Below are 21,637 nucleotides of genomic sequence, written 5' to 3'. Positions count from 1 at the left end.
CTTAGAACCCTCCTGCCTTCAATCTCAGCCCCGCTGTTTCTTCCAAGCCAAACATTAAATTCATATTCTGAACTGCTTGTCCGCTGGCTCCTTTTAGTAGGTTATCAATAATGCTGATGATAAATAATTTATTTCCATGTTTTTCTACGTGAACCAGCGCTTTGTTGGTATTTACAACCTGCTTTAAATCGATGTTTTTCAGACTCAGGTGGGTAAAAGGATGAGCACTATAATATTCTTCGTAAATATTTTGTGCTTCTTCTAAAGTCAAATCACTTTCTAAATACATGGAGGCTAAAATCCCTCTGGTAAAAGCGCCTCGTTGTGGGATGAAACTCAGAGCCTCGGAAAGTGTTGGTTGCAATTGCAATAAACTTTCTCCAATCTCATTTAAGTGTTGATGCTCAAAAGCCTTGTAAATGGAAAGATTATTATTTCTCCAGCTAAAATGCGAAGTAGCTGATAAACTTTGTCCGGCACCTGTTGAACCGGTTGTTGCGTTGATGTGAACCTCGCTTTTGATTAAATTTTTGGCTGCCAAAGGCAATAAACCTAACTGGATACAGGTTGCAAAACAACCTGGATTAGCGATATTCTTAGCTGTTTTAATTTTATCACGATTTAACTCTGGAAGACCGTAAGTGAAGTCTTTAGTCTTAAGTCCAGAGTCTGGAGTCGAAAAACCAGCATTTGCTGAAAGTCTAAAATCCTGAGATAAATCGATGATTTTAATGTTATCGTTAATCGGGTTCGCTGCTAGAAACTTTTTCGCATCACCGTGACCAACGCAAAGAAAAAGTACATCGATATCCTGAGGAATATCGCTTGTAAATTTCAAATCCGTATCGCCGATTAAGTCAGTATGTACATCAGAAATTAAATTCCCTGCATTGCTGGTACTATTTACGAAAGCAATTTCAACATTTGGATGATTGACCAGGATACGGAGCATTTCGCCACCTGTGTATCCCGCACCACCAATTATTCCTGCTTTTATTTTACTATTCATAGTCTATATAACTTTAATCCTTCGACAAGCTACCGATGTAAATCCGATAGCTATCGGATCGGCTCGGGTAAAGATGCCAAAATTAAGGAGATTGCTTCCTCGTGTCTCCTCGCAATGACGAGAGGCGAGGGAACCTTCCGCCTTCAACCTTTTAGCCCTCTACCTCGTTATTTACTTTGTGCCAAATCATTACCTGGTTACCGAAGATTTTAGAGAAACCTTTAACGTCTTCGCCACTCCAGGCATTGTTCATTTCGCCGTAGCTGCCAAACTTGTTGCTCATCAAATCATGGTTCGATTCAATCCCGATTATCTGGAAACGATATGGCAATAATTCTACAAACACTTTCCCACTCACCACTTTTTGCGTATCTGCTAAGAAAGCCTCAATATTCCGCATAATTGGGTCGTGGAACTGACCTTCATGCAACCAGTTGCCGTAAAAAGAAGACAACTGCTCTTTCCAGCTCAGTTGCCATTTGGTTAAAGTATGTTTTTCTAAAGTATGGTGTGCTTTAATGATTAAAACAGGGGCTGCAGCTTCGAAACCCACACGGCCTTTAATGCCGATAATCGTATCACCCACATGGATATCTCTGCCAATACCATAAGGTTGCGCAATGGCTTGTAATTTTTGAATCGCTCTAACAGGATCCAAAGTTTCGCCATCAATAGCAACAAGCTCCCCTTTTTCAAAGCTTAATTCTATCCTGCGAGATTCTGTTTCACTCACCTGCGTTGGCCAAGCACTTTCTGGTAAAGTTTCGTTTGAGGTTAAGGTTTCTTTACCACCTACTGAAGTTCCCCATAAACCTTTGTTAATTGAATATTGTGCTTTTGCTGCGCTGTATTCAACGCCATGTTCAGCCAGGTATTCTATTTCCGATTCGCGGGATAATTTCAAATCTCTGATTGGCGTAATGATTTCAACCTCTGGAATTAAGATATTAAAAATCATGTCGAAACGCACCTGATCGTTTCCGGCACCGGTACTTCCATGAGCGACATAATCAGCTCCGATTTTTTTAACGTAGTTCGCAATTGCCGTTGCCTGACTCACACGTTCCGCACTTACAGAAAGTGGGTAAGTAGCGTTTTTTAATACGTTTCCGAAGATTAAATATTTGATGCAATCGTTATAATAACTTTCCGTTTCATCTACCACAGCATGAGATTTCACGCCTAAAGCATAAGCTCTTTTCTCTATTTCTTGTAATTCTTCATCAGAAAAACCACCAGTATTTACAATTACCGAGTGAACTTCCAAGTCGCGATCTTGAGCGAGATATATACAACAAAATGAGGTATCTAAACCTCCGCTAAAAGCTAAAACTACTTTTTTCTTCATTACTTATTAGTTAACAGGGTAAATAAAAACATCAATACTTTGAAGCCAGATTTAGGCTTCGGTTTTACAACTAAACGTTGCTTGATGCGCATAAAACGCTCATATAATTTGGGTTTCTTCTGTAATTCTTCGGCGAATTTCTTTGCAGCATCGTGCTTTTGAGTTGCCGGATCGTAAAGCATGGCAGTACACATGCAGTTTTTACGTTCCTTCATTTTCAAGATTTCGAAATTGACGCAGCTCTGGCAGCCTTTCCAAAATTCCTCATCCTGGGTTAATTCAGAATAAGTAACTGGTTCGTAACCCAAATCTGAATTAATCTTCATTACAGCCAAACCAGTGGTTAAGCCAAAAATCTTTGCTTTAGGGTATAAAGCTCTCGATAATTCGAAAACCTTCTCTTTAATGGCGTGTGCTAAACCTGCTTTTCTAAATTCAGGAGATACAATTAGGCCGGAGTTGGCCACAAACTGACCGTGGCTCCAGGTTTCGATATAGCAAAAGCCAGCCCAAGTACCATCTTTATGGAACGCAATAACAGCTTTGCCTTCTTGCATTTTATTGGCAACGTAATCAGGAGAACGTTTTGCAATGCCCGTACCACGTGCTTTAGCAGATTCGGCCATCTCGGTTACGATTTGTTCTGCAAATACACGATGTTCAGGAAGTGCGACCTGCACTATAAATTCGTTAATATCCATTCGTTTTCTAACGAAAAATTATAAGTATTCTTGTTAATTGGGTTTTTAGAGAGGATCAATTCCTCGTTACGTTTAGTGGAGTACTAAATACGTGGAGTGAAATTTTGCCGGCTTGTGGGATAATAAAATACGGGCTGAAAACGATTAATAAATAAACTTTCACCAGCAACCAGGTGGGCTGTGAAACTAGAAAGTTTATGTAAAAATTGTTTAATCATTTCTTGCGTATTAAAACGGCTTTAACTCTATTGAGGTGCAAAGGTTTAAATAATAATTGAGTTCCACAATTTTTTTTAACTTTTTTACATTTTTTTACTAATCAGTGCAAACAAAAAATCCCGAAGATTCGGGATTTTATTTTTATTCTTTCATGATTCCTACTGAAACTCTTGTTCCATCTAAGAAGAAATTGAGCTTCGATGGATTCGCATTTGCGGGCACCTGAAACTTCCATACCGCTTCGCTTGAAGCTTCGGCATCTGGTTCGGTACTTCCACTTTCTTTACTTCCCGGAATCGATGTGCCATTGTCAAGTTGTAATCTCGCATCAGATGCTGGAATTGAAAAATACTTTTTGGCATCGAGGGTACTCTTGTTAGTCACCAATAGCTTTACAGTAAGCTCTGCCCCGGTCGATTTTCCTTCTGCATCTTGCAAATTAACAGCACTTGCCTCCACAACTTTAACAAGCGCTTCTTTCGCCTTTCCTAAAACCGCAGTATCTGGCGAAGCGGTGTAAGCAATCGTTTCAGGACCGTTTTCTGCTTTATCACCATGCTTAATAATGGTTTCGCTTTTGGTGATGGTTGTGTCTGCATCAGCAGCCTTATCTTTTGAAGTACCGCCACACGACGAAAGCGCAATCGTTCCTAAGGAGATTAGCGCAAATTTTGAGATGTTTTTAATCATTGTTTTAAGATTTGATGGTTAGACGAAATTATAATCGCAATAAGTATTTAATGTTAAGATTATTAAATGGTTAAATAAACTTTAGATGAACAACCACATCGATTTTTTGTTTTCGAGGCATTTAATATCAAACCCTATGATTTCACAAAAATTAACATTGTTAAAATCTATAGGGAAAGTTTAACAAGCATTAACACCATTTAACAACCACAGAAGCCATTAACTTCAATCTTTGCATTGGCTGTAGCGAATTGGTTTTCGATGCCGTTTAAATAGTAATCGCTTATATAATTTAAAACCTCAAAAAATTGATGAAAACATTTTCCCTATCCTCCTTCAGAACATTAGCCTTCGCTCCCATTATTTTTCTATTGATTTTAACAACCTTTAGTGCTTGCAAAAAAGAAGAAACAGCCAGTTCCGTGAGTTATATTCGGGTAGTTAACGCAGCACCAACTTTAGCCACCTACTATCCTTTTTTAAATAGTGCATCACTGAGTTCCGCAGCACTGCCCTATGGTGGATCCACTGCTTTCGGACCGGTATCGGCTGGTGTCAGCAATTTAAAATTTACAACTGAAAACAATGCTGAAAGTGTACTAACCAAAAGTTTTTCGCTTACTGCAAGCACCTACAATAGTTTTTACTTAATTAACAAACCTGGTTCGTTGGATGGTTTACTGATCGCTGACGATTTAAGTTTACCATCGGCAGATAAAGCTTATGTCCGTTTCATTAATTTGTCGCCTGATGCACCAGCACTCGACCTGGCTAAAACCGGCGAAACCGCTATTTTAACCAGCAATAAAACATATAAAACTGCAAGTGGGTTTATAGCAGTTTCTCCAGGCACCTTTACTTTCGATGCAAAGGAAACTGCAACTGGTAAAACGAAAGTTGTTTCAGAAAATACAACTTTACTCGCCGGCTACCATTATGATATTATTTGTGGCGGTTTAGCAAGTCCGGCAAATGATACTGAGCGCTCACTTAATTTATTCTTATTAACCATCAAGTAAAGATTTTTACCCAAAAAACCATCGTTCAAAGGATTGTCGGCTAGCTGACAGTCCTTTTTTATTTTTGTATGATGCACCAGTTAACTTACTTCAGATCAAAAAACTAGTGCCTACTAAATGTTAAAACTCGCTGCCCTTATTTAGAATTGTTCAAAATAATTTGGAAAATAAATTTTTGTGCTGTTATTTTGCGGCTGTTTAGAATTAATCCAAATAAATTTAAGATGCGCAAAATTGAACTTTTCGTTTTAACGTTTTTACTCACTACACTCTCACTAACATCCTACGCTCAACAATTTGGCACTATTAAAGGTCTGGTAACCACTTCAAATGGTAATCCTGCCGCCTATATCTCAGTTGGACTTACAGGTAAAGGACAAGGAACAATCACCGACGAAAGCGGAAAATATACCATAAACCGTGTGAAGGCGGGCAGTTACACCATTAAAGCTTCCGCAATAGGCATTACCCCTGCCCAAAAAACAGTGAATGTTGTAGCCGGAGAAACTGTTTCAGTTGATTTTTCTTTGCAAGAAAATGATCAGGCCCTGGAAGAGGTAACGATTGCTGGCATCAACAAAAAATACAAAATAAGTTTGCCCTCCGCTACTTTAAGGCTGAATGAGCCTTTGCTGGAAGCCCCTCAAAACATCCAGGTGGTGAGTAATCAAGCTATAAAAGATCAGCAGCTGATTAGCATGAGTGATGGGGTATTGAGGAATGTAAGTGGCGCTGTTCGTTTAGAGCATTGGGGAGATTTATACACTAACATTACCATGCGTGGCTCTCAAATTCAAGCCATGCGTAATGGATTTAATATTGTTTCTTCCTACTGGGGCCCATTAACTGAAGACATGAGCTTTGTTGATCACATTGAGTTTGTTAAAGGTCCTGCTGGTTTTATGCTGGGCAATGGAGATCCGAGTGGATTGTATAATGTGGTGACTAAAAAGCCTACGGGTTTAAATCAGGGTGAAGTTTCGTTTACAGCTGGCAGCTACGATTTATTCAGAACAACTGTTGATTTAGACCACAAACTCACTTCGGATGGTAAATTTTTATTCAGGTTAAATGCGGCTGCACAAAGCAAAGGTTCATTTAGGCCATACGAAGAAAACAACCGCTTCAGTTTTGCCCCGGTTTTAAGCTATCAAATTACACCTAGCACGAAAATAACAGCAGAATATACTTTGCAAAACGCAAAAATGACTGAAGTTGGTTCATACTATTTATTTAATACCACTGGCTATGCAACCTTGCCAAGAGATTTTACCCTCACGCAACCCGGCGTACAGCCCACCCGCATTAATGATCATAGCTTAACCTTAAACCTACAGCAACAATTAGGTCAGAATTGGAAATTAACAGCACAGGCTGCCTATTATAAATACTTACAAACGGGCTCGAGCTCCTGGCCATCAGCCGTTTATCCTAACGGAACATTGATTAGAAATGTAGGAATCTGGGATGCATCAAGCTCAATGAAACTGGCTCAGGTATTTGTAAACGGAACAGTGAAAACCGGAGGTATCGTTCATAGAATTCTTGCAGGCTTCGATGGAGGTAAAAAGGGATACATGGCAGATTTCGGTCAGTCACATGATTTAGACCTTCCAGGTTCGCCATTCAGTCTGGCAAATCCTAATTATGGATTTCCATCAAATGGATATCCGGATTTCGACAGAAACACCAGTCTTGAGGAAAGAGCAATAGCTGGCGGAGGTTTAATTGATCAAAAATATTTAAGCGGGTACGTTCAGGATGAGTTGGGTTTTTGGGAAAACAGAATTCGGTTAACACTTGCTGGCCGTTATACTTATGTAAGTCAATCGGCCTGGGGTGCTGCGCCAGATAAAGCCAAACATGTTACGCCAAGAGTGGGCTTAAGTGTTTCGGTTGATAAAAACACTTCCGTTTATGCCGTTTATGACGAGGCTTTTACGCCACAATCTGGTTTGTTGCGTGATGCATCGACACCAAAACCGATCACCGGAAACAACAAAGAAATCGGGATTAAAAAAGACTGGCTTGATGGCCGTTGGAATACTACGCTATCTGCATACCGAATTACCAAACAAAATGAACTTGCTGCCGATCCCTTTAACCAGGCAGGAGAAAACTATAGTATTGTTGTTGGCGAAAAACAAGCCCAAGGGATTGAATTTGATGTTCGTGGAGAATTGACAAAAGGATTAAACCTGATTGCGAATTATGCTTATACCGATGGTAAAGTAACCGAGGTAGCCGAAGGCGCTGTAACGGATGTTCTTTTCGTAGGACAAGTGGTACCGGGTTTTGCAAAACATACCGCTAACGCCTGGTTAACCTATACTTTACAAAATGGAGCATTAAAAGGTTTCGGGATCTCCGGAGGTTTTACCTATCTGGCTGATCGGGCTACGGCGAATTTTAGCCCTACCAATCCTGAGCAAAACCTACCTGATTATTTCAAATTGGATGGAGGTTTATTCTGGGGAAACAGGAAGTTGAAAATCAACGCCAATGTTTTTAACATTCTTGACAAATATTTGTACAGCGGTTCCTACTACACAGGCTACTGGAATGCGCCAGATTATAATCAGCCAGCTTATTCATGGCAAGCTGAAGCACCAAGAAATTTCAGAGTTAGCGTAGCCTATAAATTTTAATCAGCATACATGTCTGAAAAGAAAAAAAATAAAACCTTCAAATATTGGGTGGGAAGAATACACTTATGGCTCGGATTAATTTCCGGGCTGTTTGTTTGTTTCCTTGGAATTACAGGCTGCATTTTGGCCTTTGAACGAGAAATTGAAAATGTGACCCAACCCTACCGCAATCTGGCGGTTCAAAACAAACCCTTACTTCCACCTACCGCATTAAAAAAGATTGCAGATCAAGCCTTGCCAAACAAGCATGCCCACAGCATTACTTATCAACCGGGCAAAAGTGCACAAGTTGTTTACTACAATTTCGATCCGGAATACTATTATATCGTTTTCGTAAACCAATACACGGGCAAAGTAATTAAAGTTAAAAACATGAGCGACGATTTTTTCAGAATCGTGATCATGGGGCATTATTATTTATGGCTGCCACCAGAAATTGGCCAACCAGTACTCACTACAGCTACCTTAATGTTTGTAGTTTTATTGTTTTCTGGTTTGATATTGTGGTGGCCGAAAAACAAAGCGGCTTCAAAACGACGTTTTACCATTAAGTGGAATGCAAAATGGCGTCGCGTTAATTATGACTTTCATAACGTGTTGGGCTTTTACATCACCTGGATCATCATTTTTATTGCACTTTCGGGGATGGTGATGGGCTTCCAATGGTTTGCCAAATCCGTTTACTTTGTAAGTTCGGGCGGCAAAACGCTCAATCAGTTCGAAGAAACCTATTCTGATACCACCCGGAATGCGAAGCTGCAACTAAATGCTTCAGCTGCTGATCAACTTTGGAAATCTTATCTGGATGCCGATCCAAAATTTAACGGAAGTCTTGATGTGCATGTTCCCGAAAACGAAAAAGCATCAATCGAAATTGCAAAAAACCCGGATCCGGAGACCTATTGGAAAGCTGACTACAGCTATTTTGATCAGCACACCTTGAAAGAGATTGAAGTGAAACATGTTTTCGGAAAGTTAAAAAACGCAACTGTTGCCGATAAAATCATGCGGATGAATTACGACATCCACGTAGGTTCTATAGCGGGATTACCTGGAAAAATCATCGCATTTTTCGCCAGCTTAATTGCAGCAAGTATGCCAATTACAGGTGTTCTCATCTGGATTGGAAGAAACAAGAAAAAGAAAAAATCTGCCCCTGCAGCTCAGTAAACGATAACAACTTAAACTATGAAAATTTTAAACCTCCTTCTGGCTATAACCGTATTTTTTACGTTTAGCGCTAATGCTCAAGACAAATTAGAGCAAGATAGAAAAGCCATCAAATCATTGTCCGGATTTTATAAAGTAAACTTCAACTATGGCGAAGTGACCTCACCTGATCCAAATTATACCTTTAGCAAGCCATACAGAAGCCATGGAAATGAATGGGCTGAAGTAATTGTTGATGAGCCTAAAAAGATCGTCATTCAGCACATGTTGGCGATTAATGATTCGACCGTAATAAAACATTGGCGCCAGGATTGGACTTACGAAGACCCTGAAATTATGCTTTATACTCAAGATAATGCATGGAGAAAGGTTACCTTAAATGCTGCTGAGGTTAAGGGTAAATGGACGCAAAAAGTTTATCAGGTTGATGATAGTCCACGTTATCAGGGTTACGGAACCTGGAGCCATGTTGGTGGCCGCGATGCGTGGCAGAGTGAAACCGATTCTCCACTTCCTAGAAGAGAATCTACCGTACGTAAAGATTACAATGTTTTAAACCGCGGCAGTAGAATTACCATTACCAAAGAGGGTTGGATGTTTGAGCAAGACAATAAAAAAGTTGTTAGAACACCCCAGGGTGATAAACTCATTGCTGTTGAAAAGGGTTATGAGGAATTTACGAAAATAGATCCGGCTAAATTTGCCTATGCCCAAAAATGGTGGGATAGCCAAAAAACATATTGGGCAGATGTACGCGACGTTTGGGCAGATTTAGCCAAAACTTCAAATACAAATTTTAAAGTTCAAACCAATGTAAATGGCAAATTGCTTTATGAAACATTGTTTACTTTAGGCGATCAATCTATTAAAGAAAAATGGACTGCCAGCCAGAATAAGGAGAAAATAAAAACAGCTTTGCAACCCTATTTAGTTAAGTAGATTTATTCAAATCATATTTAGGTCGGTTGATTTTCAACCGACCTTTTTTTTGATTGCAAATTAAGTTTCTGTAGTTATATTAGCTTATAAAATTAATCGCCTTATAAAATGAAGCTTATCAACTTTTCAAAACACTTTTTCCTGGCATCTGGTGTAATCTGGACATTATGTGCACTTTCGATCTTATTATTCCAATTAAATTTTCAGCGTCAGGAAATCATTATCACGCTAATACTGCCTCTGGCTTATGCCGTAATTAAAACATTAGAAAAACCTAAAGTGGCAGAATTGCAACAATGATTTTATAGCATCTTCGCTTGAGTACTTTATAAATAAATAGCGAAATATTTCTGTGATTTAACAATCGATAGAAAAAACTTGCATCAACATTGGTAAATTACAAGCATGAAAAACTTGTTGCTTGTAGTCGCCTTATTTTATTCTTCTGCTTGTCCTGCTCAAGATTCTGCCTACACCAGAAAAATGGTAAATAAACTTACCGCAAAAGAATTTTGGGGCCGAGGTTACACAAAAGACGGAATGAAAAAGGCTGCAGATTTCATTGCTGAAGAATATAAGGAGCTGGGTTTAATTCCCTTCGGAACAGGTTACAAACAGGATTTTAATTTCCCGGTTAACACTTTTCCTGGAAAAATGATGGTAGAAGTTGATGGGAAAAAGCTATTTCCAGGGAAAGATTTCATCATCAATAACGAAAGCCCTACTGTTAAGCTAAAAGCAGCCTTAAAGCAAATTGATAGTTTAAATTTTCAGGCAAGCCCAATATTAAAAGTTTCGTTAAAAGATAAACTCACCTGGTCGGTGGCTACTGAAGTTGGTGAGACGACACAAATTCAAATCAACGAAAAAGCTTTAACTGCTACTCCGGAGCGAATAAATGTTGCTATTGAAAACAAATTTATTACCAACTTCCAGGCTTCTAATATTTGCGGTTTAGTTAAGGGTACCAAATACCCCGATTCGATTTTAATGATTACCGCCCATTACGATCATTTGGGTGGCATGGGCAAAGACACATATTTCCCTGGCGCAAATGATAACGCTGCCGGTGTTGCTACACTTTTAAGTTTGGCGAAATATTATGCTTCAAATCCTCAGCCTTACTCCATTGGTTTTATTTGTTTCGCAGCCGAAGAGGCAGGCTTATTGGGCTCAAGATACTATACCGAAAATCCACTTCTGCCGCTGAATAAAATTAAATTCCTCATTAATCTCGATTTAGTGGGCACAGGCGAAGCTGGTATGACAGTGGTTAATGCGTCTGTTTATCCAAAAGCATTTTCCTTATTAAAGGAAATCAATGATCAGCATCGATATATCTCAAAAATAAATTCAAGAGGCAAAGCTGCAAATAGTGATCATTATTTTTTCTCCGAAAAAGGGGTTCCTGCGTTTTTTATTTATACTCAGGGTGGGCCTTCTGCCTATCACGATGTGTTTGATCAAGCAGATACTTTACCATTAAATGAGTATAATGATCTTTTCAAATTGCTGGTCAGCTTCCATAAAAAGTTAATGAAATAGCTTCAATTCTGGGATGAATTACCTCAAATTTTATATCAACGCCATCCATGTACTGACGAATTGTTGATTAAGCTTTAAACCCTATTGGGATAAAATTTAAAGTCGTTGGGATAATTAAATAGCGGGGCAGAGTTGTTCTCCTCATATTTGAATCAACAAAAAAAAAGAGATTCATTATGAAAACCATCCTAAACTTCAGCTTCGCATTGCTACTATTATTCGGCATATCTGTTAATAGCAAGGCCCAAAATCAAATAGAAATTGTAATCGTGGCCTCTTCTCACGATAACTCAAATCCGACACAAAATTTTCAGGCAATAATTGACAAGCTTAAAAACTTTAAACCGGACATGGTTTTCGGAGAGTATCTGCCAGCAACAGATTATGCTACGCTAAGTGATGACCATTGGGCTAAACAAGGGTTTGCAAAAAAGGTCAACTACATTACCAGATTGAATCCAGAACCACTGAAAAACAGTGCTGCTTCGATTAAGAAAAGACAGAAAGCGTTAAGCTCTTTTCCATACTACCACAAAACAAGAATGGATTTAGCTGTTGAATATGCTAAAAATTGGGACAGGGGTAATTTCGACTATCAGATGTTTGTACTAGAAAATCAAATGAAGACTAGATTTGGAAAGCAAGAGCAAGCAACCTATGCTAAAATGTTTGGAAGCCTGGATTCGCTAAAAAAACTTGGGATCATCAGACCAGGAAGCGAGTATAGCAAAATATATTTTCCGTTGATTTATCAACTCGGTCAGAACCAAATTTACAATATGGATTGCCAAACTTACGATAAACCTTGGGGTGAAGCTTGGAGTAAAATGGATTCTGCCTATAAAGTAATGGCCCAAAAAGCTAAAGCAGATTCATTATCACCAGAAGGAAGAACAATGACTGCGATAAACAAATATTGGGTTTACAGTAATGAAGAAGAAAAGAAGTTTTCTGCTGATGAATATGCAGGAATGGCTACAGCCAAATACGGAGAATTAATTGAAGCCTGGAACTTTTATGGCGGTCGTAAATTTTATGGCTATGCAGGTTTCCCTACCGAAACTTTAAAGGACATGGTGGCACAATGGACAAACAGAAACGAAGGTATGTGCAAAAACGTGATCGAACAGGCTAGAGCTAAAAATGCGAAGCGGGTAGTGGTTGGTGTAGGAGCAGCGCATAGGGTTTGGATGGAAGAAATTTTAGCAAAAAACTCCGGTGTAAAAATCATTGATTACAACGACTTGAAATAAATTTTTCACTTCAGCTTTAAATCCTCTTGATTAATTTCTTGGGGATTTTGCTTTGCCTAATATAATTCCTTTGTCGAAACTAACTCCTGTCCATTTAAAAGATAAGATCTTCATCTGTTATTGTAATTTTTTCGATTGGAATTGTAAATGCTCATGAACACAGTTATATTTAACTAAATATTTAGTTAATCAGTTTTTATTGCAACACTTTCGAATAGTGGGCGTCTTGCATTAAACAAACCTGTTCGTCACATTTTTACACTTGCTCATCCCATTTTTAAAAACCAAACTTCAAGCAACTATAAATTAGCAATTCCATTATTACGATATATATATGAAGAAACTAGTACTATCAATCGCTTTTTGCCTTGCCTTTTTAAATCTTTTTGCTCAAAAAAATGGAAGTATTATTGGTGTTTTAGCCGATAGCGCCAACCACAAAACCACTTTAAATTATTCAACAGTTTCGGTTTATAAAGTTGGTGACAGCGTTCTTAATAGCTACAAGCTATCGGATGACAAGGGAACCTTTAAAATTAACAACTTACAGATTGGCATCAAATACCGTTTAGTTATTACTGCGTGGCAATATGGAACCTACCGAAAAGAAGTATCCATCACCGCTGAAAATCCAAATATTAACCTGGGCACACTTTATCTATCAACGCAGTCAAATGATTTGAATGAAGTTAATATTGTGGCAGAAAGGCCGCCGGTAATTGTAAGAAAAGACACTATTGAATTTAATGCTGAATCATTTAAGACCTTACCTTCGGCTGTAGTGGAAGATTTATTGAAGAAACTACCGGGTGTACAAATTGCCGAAGATGGATCGATTATGGTTAATGGGAAAGCAGTAAGTAAAATTCTGGTTGATGGAAAGGAATTTTTTGGAGGCGACCAGCAAATCGCCACTAAAAATTTACCCGCTAACATTATCGATAAGGTTCAGGTGGTGGATGATAAGCAGGCCAAAAGAAGAGACCCTGATTTAACCGCGGCAGAAATCCCTCAAATCATCAATTTGAAATTGAAAAAAGCCATTAAAAAAGGGGCTTTCGGCAAGTTGTATGCTGGTGGCGGCATCAAAGAGCTTTATCAAGCCGGGGGTTTAATGAATTTTTTTCGCGATACGACACAGGTGAGTATTTTGGCTTATGGAAACAACATCAACCAGCCGGGCTTTAATCCAAATGATGTTCAACGTATTGGTGGTTTTAACCGAAGTGGTGTCAACTCGATGATGATGAGTTCTGGTGGCTATTTTGAGTTTAATGGAATTAGTTTTGGTGGGAGCTTTAGCGGTATACAAACCTCATCGGGCGGCGGCTTTAACTTTAACACCCTCACAAAAAAAGGCATTAAGCTAAATACACAATATTTTTTCGGCCGTAATGATAATTTACTGGAACGACTAACCAATACCAACCAAACGCTGGGCAATGATCGGTTGATTACCAATGCAAATGAAAACACAAGAGCATTGACACTTAAACATAATATTGCAGGGAAATTAGATTGGCAAATCGATTCATTAACACAACTTACCATTGAGCCTTTTATCGTTTTAAATTCGAACAACGCTATCAGCACCAATCGCTCCACAAACACAAATGCTGCTGGTCAGCTGGTTAATAACTTGCAGAATATAAACGACCGAAATTCATCAAGTAATAAATATCAGCTGGTAGCCGATTTAAGTAAAGATTTTAAGAAAGCGGGCAGATCATTCAATATCGGTTTTGATATTTCGACTACCCCAAATCCAACCTTAAATTATAACCGCAGCATCAGCAACTTCTTCATTACCCCATCAACTTCAGAAATAGATCAGCTGCGGAATAATCAGATAGAGAATTTTCGATCGTACATCTATGCCAATTATAGCGAACCCATCAGTAAAAAGTTAAGCTTTAAAATTGATTTAAGCGGAAATATTTTAAACAACGAAAATGCGTTGAGCACATTTTACAGAAACCCTGCAAACCAACTGTACGATATTGTGATCCCTAGTTTAAGCCAAACTGTAGAGCAGGCTGGCTTTAAAACGAACACGAATATTAGTTTGAAATACCGAATAACCAAAGATTTTAATATCCAACCTGGAATTGTACACAACTACATTTCATTAAATAACCGCTTTAGCAATAGCGCCAACATCGATCAGCGATATCATTTCATTTGGCCTTCGTTTCAACTGGTGTATAAAATTTTCAGGTTGAATTATGATGCCCGGTTTACAGAGCCAAATGTAAGTTATTTGCAACCTGTAGCCGATAATACCAATGCCCTTTACATTAGAAATGGTAACCCTAATTTGTTGCCAGCCAGAACGCAAAGATTAACTTTAAACTTGTACAAATACGATCCGAAGTTGTTAGTTAATTATAATTTGTATGGTTACGGAAATTTCACCAAAAACGGCATTGTAAATACCACAACAATTAGCAATGGTGTGCAAACAATTACGCCAATTAACGTGAGTGGCATTTATAACTTTAGTGGTGGTGCAAATGGTTCGAAGGATTTCAAAATCAACAAAACTACTTTAAAAGTAGGCTTGGGTGTTTGGGCAAACTTCAATCATACGCCTGTCATCATTAATAATATTAGAAGTGATGCAAACGTTTTTTATGTTGGGCCAAATGGAAATGTGCGATTAAATTTTAATGATATTGTTGAACTTAATCAAGGCTATTCCATTAACTTAAATCGCAGTCGCTATCAGGATGATTTCTATACCGACCTGAGCTACAACACACAGAACGCAACCTCAGAATTAATTATTCGATACCCAAAAAAGGTAGTTTTTGAAACCAGTTTTGCAATAACGGCTAACACACAACAAATTGCTGGATACAACAATAACATTAAACTGTGGAATGCAGCAGTAACCTATCTCTTCATGAAAAATGACAGGCTACAATTGAAATTAGCGGTGAATGATATTTTGCAAAGTAATGTGAGGCGCTCTGTGGAGATTACCGGGAATAGCGTAATCGATTATCAAACAAATAATTTAGGTAGGTATGGAATGGTAACGCTGACTTACAATATCCAAAATTTTGGGCAGAAAGTAGGCGGAAGACAAACGTTTTTTAGCTTTTAAACTTAGTCAGATCGTCATTGCCTGCAGCAGGCAGGCAATGACGAATTTATGCCAAGGTCAGCTTCACCAAATACTGGTCTTCTCCATCGTCAAAGATCATCTCACAATTCCAGCCGGTTTCTTTCGCGATGGCTTTAATGGTTTCTTCATCTACATAAACCCAGTTAAACCAATTTCCCTTATCTCCTTTGTATTCATATTGATAAGAAACTTCACCGTAATATTGATCTTGGGGCTTTCGCAAATCCTCATATAAATAAGAAATATCAGATGAATCGAAAATTACCTGTCCGCCTGGATGGAGTAGATCTTTAATTTTGATTAAAAAATCTTTGAAACCGGCCAACGTTCCGGTTAAGCCAATGCCATTCATCAACATTAAGATGGTGTCGAACCTTTCCTGATAGGTAAAGACATCTTGCAGCAAAGCTTTTTTCACTCCACGGTCTTTCATAATGTTAACCGCAGCTTCAGAAACATCAATAGCGGTTACATCAATATTGAAGGCTTGCAAAAGCAAAGCGTGACTGCCGACACCTGCTCCGACATCCAGAACTTTCCCGTGACAAAGGTGCAAGGCCTGAAGTTCCAAAACGGGCATATCTTCATCATCACGGAAGAAAAATTCTAAGGGCATTTCTTCAGGCTCACCATAAGAATTGTGCAACCAAAGTGTATCGGCTTCGCCGGTTTTGTAAATATCAGTAAGCGCTTTGCCAAAAACATCCATGGAAGCAAAGATAGAAAATTGGAAGATGGAATTGGAGGATAAGAATCAATTGGCACCGCCCTTTCGACTGGATCAAAGTCCGTAATATTCGGGAGAGAAATCTTTGAAGCATATTTGCTGGTCAAAGATTTCTCCTTTCGATCGAAATGGGCGGGTTACTAAAAACTACCCCAATTCAAACTCCTGATGATATTCTGGAATAGCCACATGTTTAAATCCATGTTCTTTTAATCGCGTTGCGAAATGCTGCTGAACTTCATATTCTCCATGCACAAGAAAAAGTTGCTTTACGTACGCTGGGTCCTGACAAGACAGAAACTGCAATAAATCTTCGTAATCACCATGCGCACTCATCGATTTTATTGCTTGCACTTCCGCCTTCACATCATATTCATCGCGGAAAATTTCCACAACTTTTTTACCAGCAACCAATTGCCCACCCAGAGAATTCGGTTCGCAATAACCCACCATTAAAATGGTATTTTTCTGGTTTCCGATATTGTTTCTGATGTGATGTTTCACCCGGCCAGCATCTGCCATGCCCGATGCAGAAATAATTACACAAGGACGCGGATCATCGTTCAGTTTTTTTGATTCTTCTACACTTTCGATGAAACGCAAGCCTTTAAATCCAAAAATGTCGTGGTCAACTTTTAGAACTTGTTTTACACCATTATTGTAAACTTCAGGGTGGTTACGCAAAATTTCGGTAGCCTTTGAGGATAGCGGACTATCAACATAAAATGGAACATCTGGCAATTTTCCTTTTAACTCCAACCCGTTTAATGCATACAGTAACTCTTGCGTTCTCCCAACCGCAAATGCCGGTATAATTACTTTACCTTTTTTTGAGATACAGGTGTGATTAATAATTTCGTAAAGCATTTCTTCAATCGGATCGAGGTCTTTGTGAAGTGAATCGCCATAGGTAGATTCCATCAAAATGTAATCAGCCTGATCGAATTGCTGAGGACTTTTCAAAAGTAAATCTTCATAGCGACCAACATCGCCAGAAAAGGTAATCCTCTTGGTATCTCCTTCTTCGGTAATAGTTAAATGAACCGCCGAGCTACCCAAAATGTGTCCGGCATCAGTAAGTTTTAAACGGATGTGTTCATCAATTTCGAAATCTTCCTCATATTCCACAATTTTCATCTGACTCAAAGTCTGGGTTACATCTTCCTCTGTGTAGAGCGCCTCTTCCATTTCTTCACCTTCACGACGATGCTTATTCGAAAAATCAGCGTCCTGCATCTGGATCTTCGCTGAGTCCATCATTAAGATGCGAGAAAGATCCATTGTGGCGGACGTACAGAAGATTTTTCCGCTAAAGCCATCGGCTACCAGTTTAGGCAACAAACCGCAATGATCAATGTGGGCATGAGATAAAATGAGATAAGTAATTTTCTTGGGATCGAAACCAAAATAGTCATTTAGTTTATCGGTAACACGACCCATTCCCTGAAACAGTCCACAATCTAGTAATATCTGAGTGTTATTTTTTAGGGTAATAAGGTGCTTACTTCCCGTAACTGTACGGGCAGCACCATGAAAGGCAATCTTCATTAGATGGTTAGAATTAATGTAGCATAAAAATGCCGGATATTTCCGGCATTTTCAATTTCTTTAAGCGTGAACTTCTGAGATTTTATCTTTAACTCTCTCTGCTACCCCAGAGGCTTTGTCTGCTAAACCTGATGCCTTATCTGCTAATCCAGCTAACTTATCTTTTGAAGCATCTAAAAGATCAGCAAAAAAATCTGAAACCTTACCTTTTAAATCACTAGATGAATCTGATGATAATGCTAATGCAATTGTTGCACCTAATGCTGCTCCGGCTAAAACGCCCACTATAATTTTTGTCTCTTTTTTCATGGTTTTCGTTATTTAGTTATTAAACATATTAACCCTTAAGGTGTTTTAACTTTTTTTACCTTGCAAAAACCAAACCACAATGAAACAAGTATTTTTTATCGATTTAGATAACACGATTTACTTTACCAAACCGAATGAAGATGTTTTGATGAAAAGACTGTATGATTTGCTTGAGCGGCAAGATTTAAAACTCACTGACGAACAATATATGGCCGCAAAAGCGGAAATGCTAAGAACACCATTCTTAAAAGTTGCCGAAAAATACGAATTTCCAAAAGAGGTAACCGATCGTTTAATTGATTATTTATCGAATAGAGAAGTAACTCAGGCACTAATTCCGAGTGATGATTATCATTATATAAAAAGTTTAAAGGGCAGAAAGTTTATCGTTACCGCCGGTTTTCCTAAACAACAGTATTCAAAGGTGAAAATGTTAGGAATTGCGGATGATTTCGAAGATGTTCAAGTTGTTGATGTAGCTGCTAGCAATAAAAAACAGGCATTCCTGAGTTTAATTGAAAAATTTAAGCTAAATACTGAGGATATCCTGATCATTGGCGATGATGCAGAATCGGAAATTAAATATGGGTTGGAACTCGGTATCGAAACTTTTTTGCTGGATCCTGAAAATCTTCATCCAAACGCCAAAAGCACCTATATTGGAAAAAATTTAAGTCAGCTTCACCAGGCTGCGGGGCAATAATTACCAAAAAAAAGTCCCGGTGAAAACCGGGACTTTTCATTAATCTATCCTCTGCCACCTCTTGATGGCCTGCCTTCAGCGCCACTTCTTTCGACACCACCTCTTTGTTGTTGAGGGGCCGATTCAGTTCTTCTTTGTTCCTGGCGTTGTTGCATTTGTTGCTGTTGTTGAGCTCTTTGCTGTTGCTGTTGCGCATCGCGTTGCGCCCTTTGTTGCTCTGCCTGCTGACTGCGTTGCTGCTGCATCTGCTGATCACGTTGCGCTCTTTGCTGTTCTGCCTGCTGAGAACGTTGCTGCTGATCACGTTGAGCTCTTTGTTGCTCCGCCTGCTGAGAACGTTGTTGTTGCATTTGCCGATCACGTTGAGCCCTTTGTTGCTCCGCCTGCTGACTGCGCTGTTGCTGCATCTGTTCGTTGCGTTGTGCATTTTGTTGTGCTGCCTGCTCGGAACGTTGTTGTCTTTGTGCATCTCCTGAGCGGTCAATATTTCCTCTCGTCTCATTTTGAGCACGTTGCTGATCTTGACTCATGCGATCTTGCTGATTACGTTGCTGACGCATTTGGTTTGTCCGTTCCTGATCTTGACCTCTATTTACGTTGCCATCATTGTTACGTTGGTCAATTCCATTTGAATTGCCTCTGCTCGTACGGCCATTTGCGTTTCTATCGTAAGCTTGACCCCTATTATTTGGTTGATTATTGTCACGACCGGCGTTAGCTTCATTTCCTCTATTCGGTTGGCCACCACGGTTATCGTTTCTGTTTCCAAAGCGGTTATCATTATTTCCCCTTTGATCATTATCGTTGCGATTGCCGTTGTTATCTCTACCAGGTTGATTACGGTTTGCGTAACCTTCATTTCTTCCACCTCTGCTTATCCCTGCATTTCCCTGCTCAAATTTTCTTGGCGCTGCATTGCGGTTATCGGCATTACGCTCTGGTCTTGGTCTGTAAATCGAAACCTCTCTTCCACCAACTCTACTTGCACCTGGGCGGTTACTTTGCGCATACCTGTAAACCGTTACATCACGATTAGTTGCCCTTCTGATATCATCAATCCTCGGACCGCCATAATAAGACCTTCTGTTGTAAACGTAAGTATTATTGATGATCGTAGTATTGCGGATGTAAACATTGTTACGACCATAATCGTACCTTGGAAAAGTGTTTATATAAATATTACGCTGAGGAATAAAATTCCAGCAGAACTCGGGAACTGAATAACGCCTTCCAAAGCTTAAATTAATGCTGATGCTTGGTGCCATTGGTGCCCAACCATAGTATCCATCGCCACTTCTCCAGTCCACCCATGCTGGTCCCCAGTTTGTATCTGGCAACCAAATCCACTGGCGGTAGCTGTTAATTACCCAACGCCCATAGTGAAACGGAGCCCAACCCCAATCGTAGTTCGAAACCCAGGTATTTCCATATTCTGTCATTGCCCAGCGGCCATTGGTATAATATGGGCGAAATTCGTTTTGATCAACATCAGGCCTCCAAACATAACCGTATTGCGGATCTTGAATCCAGGTACCGTAAGGAGAAAGTTCATCATAAAAGGTTTGCATAGAAACATTCCCTGTGCTATAACCATCATTCTGGTAATTGTCTTGATAGTCTTGTGCCCTGACTAAGGTGGTGGTTCCGGCAAGGAGCCCAAAAAGCCCCAGCACAATTGCCGATTTTTTCAGTGTTTTCATTTGTGTGTTTATTTAATAACCTAACCTGTGTGTATCAATTAGAGAACCAAAATTCATCAGGGTTTAATATGCTTGCATAGTTTTTCGCTTTTTGGCCTGATATTCCCTCTGAAGGCATATTTAACTAATATTTAACGTTTTAAGCGAAGGTTAATTGTGCAGAAAACAAGTCAGCCAGAAATAATATTTGCTACACCACTGTTTAGAAAATAGATTATATCGCATTAACACAAAACTTTAAAACTAAAATTCTGTTTATTGTGCCTATTTTTGCAACATGCAAAACGGCACCTTATATCTTATTCCTGTTCCTCTGGCAGAAGAAGTTTCACACAAAACTTTTACTCCTTATTTGGTTGATACCATCAATCAGATTGACACTTACATTGTGGAGAATAGCAAAACAGCCCGTCGCTTTTTAAAAGAGGCCGGATTAAAAACACCACAAAAAGACCTTATTGTACACGATTATGGCAAACATAACCGCACAGATTTAGGACAGTTTTTTAACGAACTAAAGGAAGGAAAAGACGTTGGCCTGATGAGTGAAGCAGGTTGCCCGGGCATTGCAGATCCAGGTGCAGAAATCGTTGCTGAAGCACACAAACGTGGCATTAAGGTAGTTCCTTTGGTTGGCCCAAGTTCGATCTTGTTGGCTTTAATGGCTTCAGGCTTTAATGGACAAAGTTTTGCTTTTTGGGGATATTTACCCATAGATAAAGAACAGCGCACCAAACGGATTAAAGACTTAGATTTATCAGCAAGTCGCTATAAACAAACACAAATTTTTATCGAAACGCCTTTTCGTAACAATCAGCTTTTTGAAGAGGTGTTAAAAAGTTGTAAACCCAACACGCAGATTTGCGTGGCCAGCAACCTCACTGCTGAAGACGAATTTATCAAAACTCAAAGCGTTTACAATTGGCGCAAAGAAGAAATTGATCTTCATAAAAAACCTACTATATTTTTGATGTATTAA

18 protein-coding genes are annotated in these 21,637 nt (G+C 39.1%); 10 read left to right on the top strand and 8 right to left on the bottom strand.

Features of this window, described 5'->3' with window-relative positions; translation table 11 throughout:
• Position 1: 1 nt before the first annotated feature.
• From argC to AC3ITD_RS22160, 4 genes are all read right to left on the bottom strand, one after another.
• Positions 2-1,009, bottom strand: a complete 1,008-nt coding sequence (gene argC / locus AC3ITD_RS22175) for an N-acetyl-gamma-glutamyl-phosphate reductase (protein WP_489362836.1) — start codon at positions 1,007-1,009, stop codon at positions 2-4.
• A gap of 151 nt (positions 1,010-1,160) precedes the next feature.
• On the bottom strand, positions 1,161-2,357 hold the full coding sequence (gene argG, locus AC3ITD_RS22170; RefSeq protein ID WP_265799460.1) for an argininosuccinate synthase: 1,197 nt from the start codon (positions 2,355-2,357) through the stop codon (positions 1,161-1,163).
• Positions 2,357-3,058, bottom strand: coding sequence for a GNAT family N-acetyltransferase (locus AC3ITD_RS22165; protein ID WP_265799461.1), 702 nt, complete (start codon positions 3,056-3,058; stop codon positions 2,357-2,359). Before AC3ITD_RS22165 ends, argG begins: the two co-directional genes overlap by 1 nt.
• A 360-nt stretch (positions 3,059-3,418) precedes the next feature.
• Positions 3,419-3,967 (bottom strand): hypothetical protein, encoded by a 549-nt coding sequence (locus AC3ITD_RS22160; RefSeq protein ID WP_489362835.1) that lies wholly within the window; start codon positions 3,965-3,967, stop codon positions 3,419-3,421.
• Positions 3,968-4,278: 311 nt separating this feature from the next.
• Between AC3ITD_RS22160 and AC3ITD_RS22155 the strand changes: the two genes are divergently transcribed.
• The 8 genes from AC3ITD_RS22155 (at position 4,279) to AC3ITD_RS22120 (ending at position 15,650) form a co-directional block, all read left to right on the top strand.
• The gene (locus AC3ITD_RS22155; protein ID WP_489362834.1) at positions 4,279-4,986 is read left to right on the top strand and encodes a DUF4397 domain-containing protein; all 708 of its coding nucleotides are present in this window, start codon (positions 4,279-4,281) and stop codon (positions 4,984-4,986) included.
• 224 nt (positions 4,987-5,210) lie between these two features.
• Complete coding sequence (locus AC3ITD_RS22150; protein ID WP_489362833.1) at positions 5,211-7,634, top strand: TonB-dependent siderophore receptor; 2,424 nt, start codon at positions 5,211-5,213, stop codon at positions 7,632-7,634.
• A 9-nt stretch (positions 7,635-7,643) separates the two neighbouring features.
• Positions 7,644-8,804: a PepSY-associated TM helix domain-containing protein gene (locus tag AC3ITD_RS22145; RefSeq protein WP_489362832.1), complete on the top strand. Its 1,161-nt coding sequence runs from the start codon at positions 7,644-7,646 to the stop codon at positions 8,802-8,804.
• Positions 8,805-8,822: 18 nt separating this feature from the next.
• Positions 8,823-9,743 carry a DUF6607 family protein gene (locus tag AC3ITD_RS22140; protein ID WP_489362831.1) on the top strand — a complete coding sequence of 307 codons (921 nt, stop codon included), beginning with the start codon at positions 8,823-8,825 and terminating at the stop codon, positions 9,741-9,743.
• Between the two features lie 108 nt (positions 9,744-9,851).
• The gene (locus AC3ITD_RS22135) at positions 9,852-10,043 is read left to right on the top strand and encodes a hypothetical protein (protein ID WP_489362830.1); all 192 of its coding nucleotides are present in this window, start codon (positions 9,852-9,854) and stop codon (positions 10,041-10,043) included.
• Between the two features lie 105 nt (positions 10,044-10,148).
• The gene (locus AC3ITD_RS22130) at positions 10,149-11,288 is read left to right on the top strand and encodes a M28 family metallopeptidase (protein WP_489362829.1); all 1,140 of its coding nucleotides are present in this window, start codon (positions 10,149-10,151) and stop codon (positions 11,286-11,288) included.
• Between the two features lie 176 nt (positions 11,289-11,464).
• Entirely contained in the window at positions 11,465-12,541 is a 1,077-nt protein-coding gene (locus AC3ITD_RS22125; protein WP_489362828.1) for a DUF5694 domain-containing protein, read from the top strand.
• A 334-nt stretch (positions 12,542-12,875) separates the two neighbouring features.
• The gene (locus AC3ITD_RS22120; RefSeq protein WP_489362827.1) at positions 12,876-15,650 is read left to right on the top strand and encodes an outer membrane beta-barrel protein; all 2,775 of its coding nucleotides are present in this window, start codon (positions 12,876-12,878) and stop codon (positions 15,648-15,650) included.
• A 46-nt stretch (positions 15,651-15,696) separates the two neighbouring features.
• On the opposite strand, the gene AC3ITD_RS22115 is transcribed toward AC3ITD_RS22120, so the two are convergent.
• From AC3ITD_RS22115 to AC3ITD_RS22105, 3 genes are all read right to left on the bottom strand, one after another.
• A complete protein-coding gene (locus AC3ITD_RS22115; RefSeq protein ID WP_489362826.1) occupies positions 15,697-16,380 on the bottom strand; it encodes a class I SAM-dependent methyltransferase in 684 nt (227 codons plus the stop codon).
• A gap of 165 nt (positions 16,381-16,545) precedes the next feature.
• Positions 16,546-17,946, bottom strand: a complete 1,401-nt coding sequence (locus tag AC3ITD_RS22110) for an MBL fold metallo-hydrolase RNA specificity domain-containing protein (protein ID WP_489362825.1) — start codon at positions 17,944-17,946, stop codon at positions 16,546-16,548.
• A 60-nt stretch (positions 17,947-18,006) separates the two neighbouring features.
• Entirely contained in the window at positions 18,007-18,255 is a 249-nt protein-coding gene (locus AC3ITD_RS22105; RefSeq protein WP_056851094.1) for a YtxH domain-containing protein, read from the bottom strand.
• A gap of 79 nt (positions 18,256-18,334) precedes the next feature.
• On the opposite strand from AC3ITD_RS22105, the gene AC3ITD_RS22100 reads away from it, so the two are divergent.
• Positions 18,335-18,958: an HAD family hydrolase gene (locus AC3ITD_RS22100; protein WP_489362824.1), complete on the top strand. Its 624-nt coding sequence runs from the start codon at positions 18,335-18,337 to the stop codon at positions 18,956-18,958.
• 44 nt (positions 18,959-19,002) lie between these two features.
• On the opposite strand, the gene AC3ITD_RS22095 is transcribed toward AC3ITD_RS22100, so the two are convergent.
• Positions 19,003-20,658, bottom strand: a complete 1,656-nt coding sequence (locus AC3ITD_RS22095) for a DUF6600 domain-containing protein (protein ID WP_489362823.1) — start codon at positions 20,656-20,658, stop codon at positions 19,003-19,005.
• A gap of 277 nt (positions 20,659-20,935) precedes the next feature.
• Between AC3ITD_RS22095 and AC3ITD_RS22090 the strand changes: the two genes are divergently transcribed.
• Entirely contained in the window at positions 20,936-21,637 is a 702-nt protein-coding gene (locus tag AC3ITD_RS22090) for an SAM-dependent methyltransferase (RefSeq protein ID WP_463484191.1), read from the top strand.

Source organism: Pedobacter sp. KH_004 (genome assembly GCF_057840755.1).
Note: the sequence above shows the minus strand (reverse complement) of the source record. Positions and strands in the feature narration are given on the sequence as shown.